Annotated in this window: 17 protein-coding genes; 7 read left to right on the forward strand and 10 right to left on the reverse strand. The window is 62.2% G+C overall.

The annotated features are described in order from the left end of the window. Positions 1-98: 98 nt before the first annotated feature. Both QMX97_RS28185 and cysK read right to left on the reverse strand, forming a co-directional pair. Positions 99-1,037, reverse strand: coding sequence for an aspartyl/asparaginyl beta-hydroxylase domain-containing protein (locus QMX97_RS28185; RefSeq protein ID WP_106804823.1), 939 nt, complete (start codon positions 1,035-1,037; stop codon positions 99-101). Between the two features lie 463 nt (positions 1,038-1,500). Further along, a complete protein-coding gene (gene cysK, locus QMX97_RS28190) occupies positions 1,501-2,475 on the reverse strand; it encodes a cysteine synthase A (protein ID WP_106804824.1) in 975 nt (324 codons plus the stop codon). A gap of 124 nt (positions 2,476-2,599) precedes the next feature. On the opposite strand from cysK, the gene QMX97_RS28195 reads away from it, so the two are divergent. The 3 genes from QMX97_RS28195 to QMX97_RS28205 all read left to right on the forward strand — a co-directional run bounded on the left by QMX97_RS28195 (position 2,600) and on the right by QMX97_RS28205 (position 5,799). Beyond that, positions 2,600-3,676, forward strand: coding sequence for a DUF748 domain-containing protein (locus QMX97_RS28195; protein WP_201143739.1), 1,077 nt, complete (start codon positions 2,600-2,602; stop codon positions 3,674-3,676). 99 nt (positions 3,677-3,775) lie between these two features. Next, positions 3,776-4,621: a MoxR family ATPase gene (locus QMX97_RS28200; RefSeq protein ID WP_003210690.1), complete on the forward strand. Its 846-nt coding sequence runs from the start codon at positions 3,776-3,778 to the stop codon at positions 4,619-4,621. After that, positions 4,621-5,799 (forward strand): VWA domain-containing protein, encoded by a 1,179-nt coding sequence (locus tag QMX97_RS28205; protein ID WP_106804825.1) that lies wholly within the window; start codon positions 4,621-4,623, stop codon positions 5,797-5,799. Before QMX97_RS28200 ends, QMX97_RS28205 begins: the two co-directional genes overlap by 1 nt. 42 nt (positions 5,800-5,841) lie before the next feature. Here QMX97_RS28205 and QMX97_RS28210 read toward each other — a convergent pair whose 3' ends face one another. From QMX97_RS28210 to QMX97_RS28225, 4 genes are all read right to left on the reverse strand, one after another. Then, positions 5,842-6,384 carry a hypothetical protein gene (locus tag QMX97_RS28210; RefSeq protein ID WP_120447891.1) on the reverse strand — a complete coding sequence of 181 codons (543 nt, stop codon included), beginning with the start codon at positions 6,382-6,384 and terminating at the stop codon, positions 5,842-5,844. Between the two features lie 96 nt (positions 6,385-6,480). Continuing rightward, positions 6,481-7,392 (reverse strand): biotin-dependent carboxyltransferase family protein, encoded by a 912-nt coding sequence (locus QMX97_RS28215; RefSeq protein WP_282397989.1) that lies wholly within the window; start codon positions 7,390-7,392, stop codon positions 6,481-6,483. After that, a complete protein-coding gene (gene pxpB / locus QMX97_RS28220) occupies positions 7,389-8,093 on the reverse strand; it encodes a 5-oxoprolinase subunit PxpB (protein ID WP_282397990.1) in 705 nt (234 codons plus the stop codon). The genes QMX97_RS28215 and pxpB overlap by 4 nt, the downstream gene beginning before the upstream one ends. After that, positions 8,090-8,830 carry a 5-oxoprolinase subunit PxpA gene (locus tag QMX97_RS28225; protein ID WP_106804829.1) on the reverse strand — a complete coding sequence of 247 codons (741 nt, stop codon included), beginning with the start codon at positions 8,828-8,830 and terminating at the stop codon, positions 8,090-8,092. The genes pxpB and QMX97_RS28225 overlap by 4 nt, the downstream gene beginning before the upstream one ends. Before the next feature lie 174 nt (positions 8,831-9,004). Here QMX97_RS28225 and QMX97_RS28230 point away from each other — a divergent pair, with 174 nt between their 5' ends. Further along, positions 9,005-9,916, forward strand: a complete 912-nt coding sequence (locus QMX97_RS28230) for a LysR family transcriptional regulator (protein ID WP_120447887.1) — start codon at positions 9,005-9,007, stop codon at positions 9,914-9,916. Positions 9,917-10,017: 101 nt separating this feature from the next. Here the strand turns inward: QMX97_RS28230 and QMX97_RS28235 are convergent, their stop codons facing one another. The 3 genes from QMX97_RS28235 to QMX97_RS28245 are packed head-to-tail and all read right to left on the reverse strand — an operon-like array spanning position 10,018 to position 11,909. Beyond that, positions 10,018-10,560 (reverse strand): DUF2937 family protein, encoded by a 543-nt coding sequence (locus QMX97_RS28235; protein ID WP_065902060.1) that lies wholly within the window; start codon positions 10,558-10,560, stop codon positions 10,018-10,020. 11 nt (positions 10,561-10,571) lie between these two features. Continuing rightward, positions 10,572-11,348, reverse strand: a complete 777-nt coding sequence (locus QMX97_RS28240; protein ID WP_106804832.1) for a class II glutamine amidotransferase — start codon at positions 11,346-11,348, stop codon at positions 10,572-10,574. A gap of 30 nt (positions 11,349-11,378) precedes the next feature. Then, positions 11,379-11,909, reverse strand: coding sequence for an MFS transporter (locus QMX97_RS28245; protein WP_065902064.1), 531 nt, complete (start codon positions 11,907-11,909; stop codon positions 11,379-11,381). 24 nt (positions 11,910-11,933) lie between these two features. On the opposite strand from QMX97_RS28245, the gene QMX97_RS28250 reads away from it, so the two are divergent. Continuing rightward, entirely contained in the window at positions 11,934-13,988 is a 2,055-nt protein-coding gene (locus QMX97_RS28250; RefSeq protein ID WP_282397991.1) for a S9 family peptidase, read from the forward strand. Positions 13,989-14,057: 69 nt separating this feature from the next. Beyond that, entirely contained in the window at positions 14,058-14,531 is a 474-nt protein-coding gene (locus tag QMX97_RS28255; protein WP_065902066.1) for a cyclic nucleotide-binding domain-containing protein, read from the forward strand. Here QMX97_RS28255 and QMX97_RS28260 read toward each other — a convergent pair. After that, complete coding sequence (locus QMX97_RS28260; protein WP_065902067.1) at positions 14,528-14,806, reverse strand: hypothetical protein; 279 nt, start codon at positions 14,804-14,806, stop codon at positions 14,528-14,530. The genes QMX97_RS28255 and QMX97_RS28260 overlap by 4 nt on opposite strands. A 78-nt stretch (positions 14,807-14,884) precedes the next feature. Between QMX97_RS28260 and QMX97_RS28265 the strand changes: the two genes are divergently transcribed. After that, complete coding sequence (locus QMX97_RS28265) at positions 14,885-15,571, forward strand: hypothetical protein (RefSeq protein WP_065902069.1); 687 nt, start codon at positions 14,885-14,887, stop codon at positions 15,569-15,571. Positions 15,572-15,653: the final 82 nt, after the last annotated feature.

Here is a 15,653-nt window from a genome sequence, read left to right on the forward strand (position 1 = left end):
GGCTTGCTCGCGAATGCGGTGGATCAGTCAAGAATGTATCGACTGACACTCCGCATTCGCGGGCAAGCCCGCTCCCACAGTTTTGAGCGCATTTCAGATCAGCCGAACAACCACTTCCACAACAGCACCAGCACCACTACCGCCAGCACCGGCCGTGCAATGCGGTAGGCCTTGGGATGCTTGCGCTTCCACTGCTTGACCACACCGCTGAACTTGTCGCTGAAGGTCTTGCTCCAGGCGTACGCCTGGTTGATGCCGCCGACGCGCTCGTCGTCGAGGTTCTGCGGCGCGGTGGCGCGGCCCAGTTGCTTGCTGACCCAGCGGTTGACGCGGGTCATCAGGCGGTTGCTCAGGGGGCGCTCGATGTCGCAGAACAGGATGACACGGGTCTTATCCGTCTCGTTCTTCACCCAGTGCACATACGTTTCGTCGAACATCACGTCTTCACCGTCGCGCCAGGCGTACACCTGGCCATCGACGAAGATGCGGCAGTCGTCGGAGTTCGGCGTGGACAGGCCCAGGTGATAGCGCAGCGAACCGGCAAACGGGTCGCGGTGCGGGTTGAGGTGGCTGCCGCCTGGCAACAGCGCGAACATCGCGCCCTTGACGTTGGGGATGCTGCTCACCAGCGCCACGGTTTTCGGGCACAGCGCCTCGGCCGATGGCAGGGGTTTGTCGTACCACTTGAGGTAGAAACGCTTCCAGCCCTTCTTGAAGAACGAACCGAACCCGGCGTCGTTGTTCTTTTCGGCGGCGCGGATGTACCCCTCGTCGAACAGGTGCATGGCCTCCTCGCGGATCACTTCCCAGTTGTCCTTGAGCACATCCAGTTCCGGGAATTTGCTGCGGTCCAGGTAGGGCTTGGACGGCACGGCGGAGAACAGGTACATCAGGGCGTTATACGGGGCGAACAGCGCCGAATGGTTGACGAACTGGCGCAACATCGGCAAACGGGCCTTGCCGCGCAGGTGCACATACAGCGTGCTGCCGATAAACAACGCCAGCACCGACAGTTTGGCGGCCAAAGAAAAGGTCATGCAGCAACTCCTGAAAATAAGCGCCTGGCCAACAGCAGACGTAGCAGCCGGCCATGATAAACAGTTGGGCCATTATGCAGAAGGCCCGAGCTGACCGGCTGACACAAATCAAACATTGCAAGCAACGCGGGTGGGGCAGCGGATCTCTTGTGGTGACTGGGCTTATTGTGGCTAGTGCGGGCTTATTGTGGCGAGCGGGCTTGCCCCGCGTTGGGGCGCGAAGCGGCCCTGAAACCATTCACCGCGTTCCTCCCTGCAAAAACCCGCTGGATTGATTGGGGCCGCTTCGCAGCCCAACGCGGGGCAAGCCCGCTCACCACAGGAAGCGGAAAGCGCGCTCACGACAAATCAACAATAAGCCTACTTACCCCATCAAACCTGCTCACCACAAAACACCAAGCCTGCTCACCCCATCAAACCTGCCCACTACAAAACATCAAACCCGCTCACCACAAAACAACCATCAAGCCTGGTTTTCCTGCTCGGTAAACAAATCGCTGAACAGCATGCTCGACAGGTAGCGCTCACCGGAGTCCGGCAAAATGACTACGATAGTCTTGCCCTGCATTTCCGGCTTCTCCGCCAGACGCACGGCCACGGCCATCGCCGCCCCGCAGGAGATTCCGCAGAGGATGCCTTCTTCCTGCATCAGGCGCAGGGCCATGGCCTTGGATTCTTCGTCGGTCACCAGCTCCACGCGGTCGACCATCGACAAATCCAGGTTCTTCGGCACAAAGCCGGCGCCAATGCCCTGGATCTTGTGCGAACTCGGCTTGATCTCTTCACCGGCCAGGGCCTGGGTGATCACCGGCGACACAAGCGGCTCCACGGCCACCGACAGAATCGGCTTGCCCGCGGTGTTCTTGATATAGCGCGACACGCCGGTGATTGTGCCGCCGGTGCCCACGCCTGCGACCAGCACGTCGACGGCGCCATCGGTGTCATTCCAGATTTCCGGGCCGGTGGTTTTTTCGTGGATCGCCGGGTTGGCCGGGTTTTCGAACTGGCCTGGCATGAAGTACTGGGCCGGGTCGCTGGCGACGATTTCAGCGGCTTTGGCGATGGCCCCTGTCATGCCCTTGGCCGGCTCGGTCAGCACCAGCTCGGCGCCGAGGGCCTTGAGCACCTTGCGGCGCTCGATACTCATCGACGCCGGCATGGTCAGCAGCAGCTTGTAGCCACGGGCAGCGGCCACGAACGCCAGGCCGATACCGGTGTTGCCGGAGGTAGGTTCGACGATGGTCATGCCCGGCTTGAGTTTGCCGGTGCTTTCGGCGTCCCAGATCATGTTTGCGCCAATGCGGCACTTCACCGAGTAACCCGGGTTACGCCCTTCGATCTTGGCCAGGATGGTCACGCCACGCGGGGCGATGCGGTTGATCTGGACCAGGGGCGTGTTACCGATGGAGTGCGCGTTGTCTGCAAAGATGCGGCTCATGACGGGTCCTTAAGGCAATTTCAAGAAGGTCACAAGGGTATGCCTCGTCCACCAAGGCGTCCAGTCAGAGGAACGTTGCGCCCACCCGGGCGGTCCATCGCCTATACCGTTGGAGAACCTGACCATGAGACGTCGCTACAGTTGGCCACTCTGGACCTTCGCCGCCCTGGTGGTGGTGCTGGTTGCCATCGACCTGGCCCTGCCCTACCTGGTGCGCAACTACTTGAATGACAAACTCGCCGACATGGGCGACTACCGTGGCCAGGTCACCGACGTGGACGTGGCCCTGTGGCGCGGCGCGTACAGGATCAACGGCCTGCAGATCGTCAAGGTCGACGGCAAGGTGCCAGTACCGTTCGTCAAGGCGCCGTTGATCGACCTGGCAGTGAGCTGGCATTCGCTGTGGTACGACCATGCGGTGGTGGCCGAGGTGCAGTTCGTCAATCCCGAGGTCAATTTCGTCGATGGCGGGGCCAACAAGCAGGCGTCCCAGACCGGTAAAGGCACCGACTGGCGCGCGCAGTTGAGCAAACTGCTGCCGATCACCCTCAACGAAGTGCGCATCCAGGACGGCAAGATCGCCTTCCACAACTTCAGCTCCAAACCGCCGGTGAACATCAACGCCACGTCGGTCAACGCCAGCTTCTATAACCTCACCAACGTGGTCGACGTCAAAGGCAAGCGCGACGCCCGCTTCGACGGCAAGGCCCTGCTGCAAGGCCAGGCGCCCCTGGAAGCGACCGCCACGTTTGACCCGCTGAGCAACTTCGAAGACTTCGAATTCCGCTTTCGCGCCAGGGACCTGCAACTGCGCCGCATGAATGATTTCGCGTCGGCGTACGGCAAATTCGACTTCAAGGCCGGTACCGGTGATGTGGTGATCGAGGCCCAGGCGGAAAAAGGCCAGTTGACCGGCTACATCAAGCCGCTGCTGCGCAATGTGGAAGTCTTCGATTGGCAACAGGACGTCGAAAACAAGGACAAGAACATCTTCCGCTCGATCTGGGAGGCCGTGGTCGGCGCCAGCGAGACGGTGCTGAAGAACCAGGCCAAGAACCAGTTCGCCACCCGCGTGGAGCTGAGTGGCAGCGTGCATCAGCAGAATGTCAGCGCGTTCTCCGCGTTTTTGGCGATTTTGCGCAATGGCTTCATCCAGGCATTCAACGCGCGCTATGAACAACCCAAGCCATCGGCGGATTGAGCCTGACCTGCCATTCAGAGACTGAATAACCCGTCTGCGTTCACAGTCGCCGGGGCCGCGCGGTATAGTCCGGGCATTGATGAATTCGAGGAATGACCGATGAAGTTCGAAGGCACCCAGGCCTACGTTGCCACCGATGACCTGAAACTGGCCGTCAACGCTGCCATTACCCTGGAGCGTCCGCTGCTGGTCAAGGGTGAGCCCGGTACCGGCAAGACCATGCTCGCCGAGCAACTGGCCGAATCCTTCGGTGCCAAGCTGATCACCTGGCACATCAAGTCCACCACCAAGGCCCACCAGGGCCTGTACGAGTACGACGCGGTCAGCCGCCTGCGCGACTCGCAACTGGGCGTGGACAAGGTGCACGACGTGCGCAACTACCTGAAGAAAGGCAAGCTGTGGGAGGCGTTCGAGTCCGAAGAGCGCGTGATCCTGCTGATCGATGAAATCGACAAGGCCGACATCGAGTTCCCCAACGACCTGTTGCAGGAACTCGACAAGATGGAGTTCTACGTCTATGAAATCGACGAGACCATCAAGGCGAAGAAACGCCCGATCATCATCATTACCTCCAACAATGAAAAAGAGCTGCCGGACGCCTTCCTGCGCCGCTGCTTCTTCCACTACATCGCCTTCCCCGACCGTACCACCCTGCAAAAGATCGTCGATGTGCACTACCCCGACATCAAGAAGGACCTCGTCAGCGAAGCGCTGGACGTGTTCTTCGATGTGCGCAAGGTGCCGGGCCTGAAAAAGAAACCTTCCACCTCCGAACTGGTGGACTGGCTCAAGCTGCTGATGGCCGACAATATCGGCGAAGCGGTGCTACGCGAGCGCGACCCCACCAAGGCGATCCCGCCGCTGGCCGGTGCCTTGGTGAAGAACGAGCAAGACGTGCAACTGCTTGAACGTCTGGCATTCATGAGCCGTCGCGGTAATCGATAATGTTGCTCAACCTGTTCAATGAAATGCGCGCAGCCAAGGTGCCGGTCTCGGTGCGCGAGCTGCTCGACCTGATCAACGCGCTGAAACAGCGCGTGACCTTCGCCGACATGGACGAGTTCTACTACTTGGCCCGGGCGATCCTGGTCAAGGACGAACGGCATTTCGACAAGTTCGACCGAGCCTTCGGCGCCTACTTCAACGGCCTCGAAAAGCTCGACGACCACCTGCAGGCGCTGATCCCCGAAGACTGGCTGCGCAAGGAATTCGAACGCTCGCTGAGCGACGAGGAACGCGCGCAGATCCAGTCCCTCGGCGGCCTCGACAAGCTGATCGAGGCGTTCAAGCAACGCCTGGAAGAACAGAAGGAACGCCATGCCGGCGGCAATAAGTGGATCGGCACCGGCGGTACCAGCCCGTTCGGCTCCGGCGGCTACAACCCGGAAGGCATTCGCGTCGGCGACGCCGGCAAACGCCAGGGCAAGGCCGTCAAGGTCTGGGACCAGCGCGAGTACAAGAACCTCGACGACCAGGTGGAACTGGGCACGCGCAACATCAAGATCGCCCTGCGCCGCCTGCGCAAATTCGCGCGCCAGGGTGCGGCCGAAGAGCTGGATATCGACGGCACCATCGACCACACCGCCCGCGACGCCGGGCTGCTGAACATCCAGATGCGCCCGGAGCGGCGCAACACCATCAAGCTGTTGTTGCTGTTCGACATCGGCGGCTCGATGGACGCCCATGTGAAGATCTGCGAGGAACTGTTCTCGGCATGCAAGACCGAGTTCAAGCACCTGGAGTACTTCTACTTCCACAACTTCGTGTACGAGTCGGTCTGGAAGAACAACCAGCGCCGCACCTCGGAGCGCACTTCCACCCAGGACCTGCTGCACAAGTACGGCGCCGACTACAAAGTGATCTTTATCGGCGACGCGTCGATGGCGCCGTATGAGATCACCCAGGCCGGCGGCAGCGTCGAGCATTGGAATGAAGAGCCAGGGTATGTGTGGATGCAGCGCTTCATGGCCAAGTACAAGAAGCTGATCTGGATAAACCCGTACCCGAAAGACACCTGGGGCTATACGGCGTCGACGGGGATTGTGCGCGAGTTGGTGGAAGACCAGATGTACCCGCTGACGCTGCGCGGGCTGGAAGAAGGGATGCGCTTCCTGTCCAAGTGATGCAGGCCTGTAGACGATGGTATCGGCTACAGGCAACTTCACTCAGCAGTGCTCGCTGTCGATCCAGGCAAACTTGAGGAACAGCGCAGCGAACTGTTTGACCAGTTCCGAATCCTGACGGTCTACTTTCCCATCATTGTTGACGTCCTGGTTGATCGAGACAGTGCTCCCCCGACCATTACCGTCGCTGTACACCGCCGCCGAATAGACAATGGTTTCATCTCGGGGCGCCCCTTCCCCTTGATGAAAGTGCAAGCGCACCGTGTCGGGAATCCCGTTGTGATCAAAGTCCCCGGCAAATACCTTCAGGTACTTGTCGAAGGGTTCGTCGAGGCTGAACCATTCGAACGCCAGGAACAGCTGGGCAAACTCAAGGGCCATCTCCCGGTCCACGGCGTCGACAATACCGTCCTGATTGAGATCGTCCGCAATGACCCAGTCGAACTTGCCGTTTTCGGTGATATCGAACGCCGTCGCCCGGTGGACAAGCGCGGGGGCTTGGGAGTCGTCATAGAATTCCAGATAGACCACGTCGGGAATATCGTTATCGAACACATCTTGGGCAAATATCTTCAAATAGCGCATGGCAAAACCTGACTAGGGGATGGACCTATCAAGATTTGCATGACTGCACTCAAGCAGCGAAGACGACAAACGCTGGCACTCCCGTAGGAGTTTTCTTTACGCGGTAAACCTGCGCAGATACGCCACATGCTGCTGATGCGCCGTCTCCTGCACCATCGGCGCCAACCTGAGCTTTTCCCCCGGCAGGCACTGCGCCAGTCGCGCCAGCGCCAACGGCGTCAACGCGCCCAGGCGTGGATACCCGCCAATGGTCTGCCGGTCATTGAGCAACACAATCGGCTGTCCATCCGGTGGCACCTGGATGGCCCCCAACGGAATCCCTTCGGAAATCAATGACGGCCCCTGGTACTGCAACGGCGTGCCCAACAGGCGCATGCCCATGCGGTCGGCGCGGCTGTCCAGCGCCCATTCGGTATTGAAGGCATCGAACAGGCTCTGGCCGCTGAACTGGCCAATCTGTGCACCGACGATCACATCCAGCGGCCCCTTGGCGGGCAGGACTGAATCGCTCAGCACTTTCATCGCACCGCCGGTCCCGGAATAGCCTAACCGCGCGCCTTCGACCAACGCCTTGCCGAAGCCATCCAGCCCGCCCAACTCCTCGCGCACCACCGTGGCACAACTGCCCAGCACCTGCGGCGCATCAAAGCCGCCCGGCGCCGCCAGGTAGGCCCTGGCCCCGCTGAACGGCTGGGTAAAGCGCAGGCGCTGGCCCTTTTGCAGGATGAAACTGCGGCCGGGGCTGATGGCGCGTTCGTCGATGTACGCACCCAGGTCCGCACCGGCCAAGGCCAGCAGGCAATACTCTTCGGCCTGCACGGTAAAACCGCCGAGGGTGATTTCCACCACCGGCGCATCCAGCGCATTGCCCAGCAGCCAATTGGCCCAGGACATCGACACCCAGTCCAGCGCACCGCCCTGGGTCACGCCCAGGTGGCGCACGCCAAAGCGGCCGGCGTCCTGCAACAGACACAGTGGCGTGCTGGCCTCGATCAACAAGCGGCTCATGCCTGCGCCTCCAACGGCGTGTCATCGCCACCCAGGTGGATAAATTCCGCGTGATCGACGGCTTCAAAACGCACCGTATCACCGGGTTGCATCAGGCTGTAGCCGTCGCGTTCGCGGTCGAACAGCTTGGCCGGGGTGCGGCCGATCAGGTTCCAGCCGCCGGGAGATACCACCGGGTAGGCGGCCGTTTGCCGCTCGGCGATGCCGACGCTGCCGGCCGCCACGCGTTTGCGCGGGGTACTCAGGCGTGGTGTGGCGAGGATTTCGTCGACCAGCCCCATAAAGGCAAAACCGGGGGCGAAGCCAAGGGCGAATACCTGGTATTGGTGGGCACTGTGACGACGGATCACTTCATCGACAGCCAGGCCACTGCGCTGGGCGAGCAATGTCAGTTCAGGGCCGACGCTCGGGTCGTACCACACCGGCAGCACATGGCACTGGCCGCCGCCCTGGGCTTGGGGTTGCAGGTCCGTCAGGGCTTCGTCGATCAACGCGCGGGCCTGGGACGGGCTCAACGCGGTGAGGTCGTAATGCACCATCAACGTGGTGTAGGACGGCACCAGGTCGACCAGCGCGGGCCCGAAACCGCTGCGCAAGCGCTGGGTAGCGGCGAGCATCCACGGCATGTTGGCTTCGGCAATCACGTCAAACAGACGCACCATCAGCGCGTCGATGGCCACCACTTCAATGCGTGGCTTCATGCTGGCTTCAATGCCTCGCGAATGCGCTGCACGGCGGCGACCGAGCTCGCGTTGTCGCCATGCACGCACAGGGTGTTGGCCCGCAATACCAGTGGGCTGCCATCACTGGCCGTCAGGGCCTCGCCACGGGAAAGGGTCAGGGCCTGCTGGACGATGGTGTCGGAATCATGGTGCACGGCACCCGGCAATTGGCGCGAAACCAGATGCCCCTTGGGGTCGTAGGCACGGTCGGCGAAGGCCTCGAACCACAGGATGACCCCGTATTCATCGCCCAGGGCCTGGGCCGCGCTGTTGTCGCGGGTAGCCAGCAGCATCAGCGGCAGGTCGCCATAGGCGGCCACGGCCTGGATTACCGCGCGCAGCTGCACCGGGTTGGCCATCATGTCGTTGTACATCGCGCCGTGTGGCTTGACGTAGCTGACCCGCCCACCCTGGGCGCGGCAGATGCCGTCGAGGGCGCCGATCTGGTAATGCAGCAGGTCCTGGATTTCTTCGGGCGTGTAGGCCATGGAGCGACGACCGAACCCTTGCAGGTCCTGATACGCCGGGTGCGCGCCCACTTGCACACCGTGCTTGAGCGCCAGGCCGACGGTCTTGCGCATGATGCTCGGGTCGCCGGCATGGAAGCCACAAGCCACGTTGGCGCAATCGATGAACGGCATGACCTCGGCGTCCAGACCCATCGTCCAGTTGCCAAAGCTTTCGCCGATGTCGCAATTCAGTAGCAGGCGGCTCACGGTGGTCGCTCCTGTAGGCTTTGTTTTTTTGTAGTGTGGGATTTTTTACACAGAACTCGCAACTTGTCCTGGCACCCCAACGACGCTTATCGTGGAATAACTCGATTTTTGGCGCTGGCCCGGTGCGGCGTCCAACTAATAAAAACCGATCCAAGCATAAGAAAAGTTGATCCCATGAATTTGAAGTTCCTCGAAACCTTCGTCTGGGTGGCCAAGCTCAAGAGCTTTCGGCTGACCGCCGAGAAGTTGTTCACCACCCAGGCCTCGATCTCCAGCCGCATTGCGGTGCTGGAAAGCGAGCTGGGCGTGAAGTTGTTTCTGCGTGACTCACGGGGCGTGAGCCTGACCCCGGAAGGCCTGAAGGTGCTCGATTATGCCGAGCAGATGATGGTGACCATGCAAGGCCTGAAGCAGTCACTGGAGACCACCAGCAGCAAGGTCGGGCGCATCCGCATCGGCGCGATGGACACGGTGATCCACACGTGGCTGAGCCCGCTGGTCGCCGAGTTGATGGACCATTTCCCGCTGGTAGAAATCGAGTTGGTCGCCGATACGGCGCTGAACCTCAGCGATCAGCTGCAAAAAGGCTTTCTGGATTTGATCCTGCAAACCGACCTGCTGCGCCTGGAAACCGTGCGCAGCCTGGAACTGGCCAGCCACCCCATGGCGTGGATCGTCGCCAGCCAATCGATCTACAACCGCGACTACGCGTCCCTGGCCGAACTGGCCCAGGAGCGCATCATCACCTATTCGAAAAACTCCCACCCGCATCAGGATGTGCTCAGCCTGATGCAGGCCAATGGCGTGGCCGCGCCGAGGATGAACTGTGTGAACTCCGTGTCGGCGATCACGCGGTTGCTGCGTGATGGCTTCGGCATTGGCGCACTGCCGCCGGTGCTGGTCACTGAGGAACTCGCGCGCGGCGAACTGGTGATGCTGCCGATGGCGCAGCAACTGCCGAATCTGCAGGTGGTAGTGTCGTGGCGTGTGGGGGTGGAATTGGTCGAGGAGATTGTCGGGCTGTGCCAGAAGGTGGTGGCGCAGTATGCCGAGGAAGTGGGCGCGGAGCGCATGGTGCTGGCCTGACCCGCCCAAACCTGCAGGAGCCGGCTTGCCGGCGATAGCGCCTCAGCGTCGCGTGAGCCGCACGTCGCAAGCCGGGCGCCTACAGTGCATCAAGGTGGCCGTTAGAGGCCTTTCAGATCTCGCTCTTCGATTGGCCGGCTCTGGCGCAGGCGCTTGCCGCCCAACACCACCCAGTCGATCAGGCGGAACAGGCATTCCAGGCCGAACGACAGCAGCATCGCCCCGCCCAGGCCCCAGCCCATGGCTTCGGGGGTTAACAGGATCTGGTAGCTGTAGCCATTCCAGGTTTCCAGGCGGATATCCGGGTCGGCAGCCACGGCCACTTGCAGCGCGCGGATGTACCAGGGACCTTGCATCGCCTGGAATTGCTTATCCAGCGCCACCTGCCGATTGAGCATGGCCCCCAGGCTGTTGGCATCACTCTGGAACACCGGGTCATCGCTGGCGCGGTAGTGGGCGACCAGCGCCTGCAGGTCGCCATTGAAGAACTGCTGCGCGGTGGACTCGAACCCGCGCAGGCCGGTCTGGGCCTCGATCAAGTGGGCTTCGACGCGCTTGGCGTAATCGTTGATGAACCCCGGCACTTGCACGCCGACCAACAGGCCAATGGCAAACAGCACCAACCGCAGGTAACTGAGCAACATGGTCGATATCCTTACTCGGTGATGCCCTGGCTGACGCATTCACCGCGTCGCCACAGGCTCCATTGGCCCGGTTCGTAGCGGGTCCAGTTTTCGTTGTCGGTCAAAGGCTCGGTGGCGATCACCGTCACCACATCGTTGGGCGTGGTTTCGGCCTGAAAATCGACGATCACGTCGACATCTTTCAGGCGCGCAGGGCCAAACGGCGCACGCCGGGTAATCTGCGCCAATTTCGTCGAGCAAAAGCAAAACAGCCAGTCGCCATCGCTGAGCAGGCAGTTGAACACGCCTTTGCTGCGGTATTCGGCGCAGGCGGCGATCAGGTCCGGCAGCATTCGCTCGATGTCCACCGGCTCGGGGAACGCCTCGCGCACGCGGTTGAGCAGGTCGCAGAACGCCGCTTCGCTGTCGGTATCGCCGACCGGGCGGTAGAAGGTGGCGCGCGGGGTGAAGTCCGCCAGTTGGCCGTTGTGGGCGAAACACCAGTTGCGCCCCCACAGCTCACGCACGAACGGATGAGTGTTGGCCAGGCTCACCTTGCCGACATTGGCCTGGCGGATATGCCCGATCACCACTTCGCTCTTGATGGGATACCGCTGCACCAGCAGGGCGACTTCCGACTCGCTGCTGGCGGCCGGGTCCTGGAACAGGCGCAGGCCACGGCCTTCGTAGAAGGCGATGCCCCAACCGTCGCGGTGCGGGCCGGTGCGCCCACCGCGCTGCATCAGCCCGGTAAAGCTGAACACGATATCGGTGGGGACGTTGGCACTCATGCCCAATAATTCACACATGCCAGGGCTCTCGCTGCAGGGCGGACAACGTTAAAGACGCGGCTCGACGCGCATACCGCTCACGGGGGCAGGACGGCGCAAAGGCTCGTCGTCATCGTCCGGCTCGGCGGCCAGGGCGGCATCGACGGCGGCCTTGCGCTCCCGACGGGCATTGGCGGCGCGCTCGATGGGCCAACGGATCAACACGAACACGAGGTACACGGCAAACGCGATCATCGTGTACATGAACAGATCGGAGATCGCCCGCCAGGCGTTGTTGCCGACCTTGAGCACCAGGTCCAGCGCGGTAATGGCCACGGCCGGCGCGAACTGGGTCTTGACCGGGTCGACGATGGTCGGGCTGAACAGCAGCACCGCCATCAGCAATTGCAGCGGCTCGCGCAGCCAGCGCCAGATCCAGCGGGTCATGCGCCACCACACCAACAGGCAGCCCAAAGCGGCAAAGGCGTAGAGGCCCCAAGCGGTCAGATAGTCGTTCTCGGTCATGGTGTCCATGGCAAGGTAGGCAAACAGGCGGCTATGATAACGGCTTTTGCGTGTCGCGGCTGCAATGCCTGCCACCTTCCGCCAGACAGAGAGTGATCCATGCCGTCATCGACCCACATCACTGCCGCCCCGATCGCCCGCAAGGCCCCAGGCCAGGACCCGTACGCCTGGCTGCAGGAGCGTGACAGCGTCGAAGTCCTCGATTACCTCAAGGCCGAAAACGCCTGGCAGGAAGCCCAGCTCGCCGACCAGCAAGCCTTGCGCGAAACGCTGTTCGAAGAGATCAAGGGCCGCATCCTCGAAACCGACCTGTCGCTGCCCTCGCCGTGGGGCCCGTACCTGTACTACACGCGCACCACCGCCGGTGACGAATACGCCCGTCACTACCGCTGCCGCCGTCCGGCCGACGACAGCAACCAGGTCGACGACAGCAGCGAAGAACTGCTGCTGGACCCGAACGTGCTGGCCAATGGCGGATTCTTCTCACTCGGTGCATTCAGCATCAGCCCCGACCACCAACGCCTGGCCTACAGCCTGGATACCAGTGGCGAGGAGATCTACACCCTGTTCGTGAAGGAATTGGCCACCGACAAGGTCAGCGAACTGGCGTTCGAGAACTGCGACGGCAGCATGACCTGGGCCAACGACAGCCTGACCCTGTTTTTCGGCGAACTCGACGACACGCACCGCCCGCACAAGTTGTATCGCTATCGCCTGGACGGCACCGCAGCGCAGGAAGTGTTCCACGAGCCCGACGGGCGTTTCTTCCTGCATTGCTACCGCTCCAGTTCCGAGCGCCAACTGTTGCTGGCCCTGGGCAGCAAGACCACCAGCGAAATCTGGGCGCTGGACGCCAACCAGCCGCACCTGGACTTCACTTGCCTGGCGCCACGGGTCGAGGACCATGAATATGACGTCGACCACGGCAAGCTCGACGGCGAGTGGACCTGGTTTATCCGCAGCAACCGCGATGGCATCAACTACGCGCTGTTCGTCGCTGCCGATACCGGCGATGTGCCAACCGAGGACCAGTGGCAGAACCTGATCCCCCACAGCGACGACGTGATGCTCGACGGCGTCAGCCTGAACGCCAGCGCCATGACCCTGAGCCTGCGCATTGGCGGCCTGCCCGTGATCGAAGTGCACCCGCAAGGCGTGCCGGCCTATCGCGTGGAATTGCCTGACGCCGCCTACAGCCTCTACGTACAGAACAGCCTGGAATTCCCCAGCGACAAGATTCGCCTGCGCTACGAAGCCCTGAACCGCCCGGCCCAGGTCCGTCAGCTGGAGCTGGCCAGCGGCGCACAACAGGTGCTCAAGGAAACCCCGGTACTCGGCGTGTTCAATGCCGATGACTACGTCAGCCAGCGCCTGTGGGCCACCTCCGCCGATGGCACCCAGGTGCCGATCAGCCTGGTGGTCAAGCGCGACCAGCTCGGCAAGCCGACGCCGCTGTACCTGTATGGCTACGGCGCCTATGGCCACAGCCTCGACCCATGGTTCTCGCATGCGCGCCTGAGCCTGCTCGACCGTGGCGTCGCCTTCGCCATTGCGCATGTGCGCGGCGGCGGCGAACTGGGTGAAGCCTGGTACCGCAACGGCAAGCAGGCCCACAAGCAGAACACCTTCAGCGACTTTATCGCGTGTGCCGAACACCTGATCGCCCAGGGCCTGACCACGTCCAGCCAACTGGCGATCAGTGGCGGCAGCGCCGGCGGCCTGTTGATCGGCGCGGTGCTCAACCAGCGTCCGGAGCTGTTCCAGGCGGCGATTGCCGAGGTGCCGTTCGTCGATGTGCTCAACACCATGCTCGACCCGGAACTGCCGCTGACCATCACCGAGTACGATGAATGGGGCAATCCCGAAGAGCCCGAGGTGTATGCGCGCATCAAGGCTTACGCGCCGTACGAAAACGTCAGCGCCCAGGCCTACCCGGCCCTGCTGGTGATTGCCGGCTACAACGACAGCCGCGTGCAGTACTGGGAAGCGGCCAAGTGGGTGGCCAAGTTGCGCGACACCGCCACCTCCGACAATCTCCTGCTGCTCAAGACCGAGCTGGGCGCCGGCCACGGTGGGATGAGCGGTCGTTACCAGGGATTACGTGACGTAGCGCTCGAATATGCATTTGTGTTCAAGGCGCTGGGGCTGGTTTAAGGAACTTAGCGCGGCGGTCCTGTCTGAACACAGGACCGCCTACCTGATTGATGGATCAATACTGCAGCCATGCCTCCACCGACGCTCCTGAATAACGAAATCCGCGACATGCTCATGGACTGCGGCTTGTTCGACCCGCTGTTGCCGGAAGATTTCCACGTGGCCGCCGGCTACTTCAATATCAGCAGCATTGCCCGCGATGAGGTGATTTTCCTCGAGGGCGATGCCGGCACGTTCATGTGCATCCTCCACAGCGGCCAGGTGGCCGTGCAGAAATCCAGCCACACCGGCCAGCGCCTGACGATCGCCACCCTGCGCAGTGGGCGCGCTTTCGGTGAAATGGCGGTGCTGGACGGCGAGCGGCGTTCGGCCAGCTGCGTGGCCGCCAGTGACTGCGTGCTGTTGAACCTGGGCAAGGATTCCCTGGAGAAGATGCTCAACGAAGCGCCTCGGGTGGCCGCCAAGATCATCCGCGCCATTGCCATTGCCCTGTCCAAGCGCCTGCGCATGGCCGACGGGCAATTACTCTCGCAACAGTTCTAGCCGCCGGGCGTCTTCGGTTTGCTGTCGTTTTGCAGCAGGCCGGGCACCGTCTGGTCCTTCGGCGGCGTTGGCAGCACGATGGGCACCAGGGGCGGCGAGCCGTTGGTCTTGGGCACGGCGGGCGGGGTGACTTGCGGGTAGAGCGTCGGCGTTGGCGTGCCCGGCGCGCCTGGGGTTGGCGTCGGGGCGACCGGTACGGTTTGCAACTCCTGAGCCTGCGCCGCACCCAATGCGAGCGCGCTCAACACAATGACCGTTAGAATGCTGCACTTCATCGATGGCTCCATGGCCTGACCGGAATGTCACAAGGCTACTCCCAACCGCGCAAGAATGCCCTTCCCAATGAGATTTCCATGAAACGTTTCGTTCTGCTGGACACCACCCCGATCCCCGACAATGGCGGAGCCTTGTGCCTGTTCGAATACGGTGAGGATTTTGTCATCAAGATCCAGGGCGGGGACGGCGGCCAGTTGATGAACACGCGCATGCACGGTTCGGAAGACGCCCTGGCGGAAATTCCCTGCCGCAAAGTCGCTGGCCGTCCGGGTTCGCGGGTGTTGATCGGCGGGCTGGGCATGGGCTTTACCCTGGCTTCGGCGCTCAAGCATTTGGGCAAGACTGCCGAGGTGGTGGTGGCGGAACTGGTGCCCGGCGTTGTGGAATGGAACCGTGGCCCGCTGGGGGAGAAATCCGGTCGGCCATTGCTCGACCCGCGCACCGTGATCCGCCTGGAAGACGTGGCCAACGTACTGCAGGCCGAGCCCCAGGGTTTTGACGCGATCATGCTCGACGTCGACAACGGCCCCGAAGGCCTGACGCAAAAAGCCAACAGTTGGCTCTATTCCGCCGGTGGCCTGGCAGCTTGTGCCAAGGCCCTGCGCCCCAAGGGCGTGCTGGCGGTCTGGTCCGCCAGCGCCGACAAACTGTTCAGCGACAAACTGCGCAAGGCGGGTTTCAAGGCCGAAGAAGTGCAGGTGTTCGCCCACGGTAACAAGGGCACCCGGCACACCATCTGGATCGCCGAGAAGCTCAAGGGCTGAGCCCCCTGTAGGCGCTGGCTGGCCTGCGATGGCATCAACCCGGAGCGCCTGCCCCCCGGGTGCCCACATCGCAGGCCAGCCA

The sequence above is a fragment of the Pseudomonas sp. PS01298 genome (assembly GCF_029959745.1).
GTDB lineage: Bacteria > Pseudomonadota > Gammaproteobacteria > Pseudomonadales > Pseudomonadaceae > Aquipseudomonas > Aquipseudomonas aylmerensis.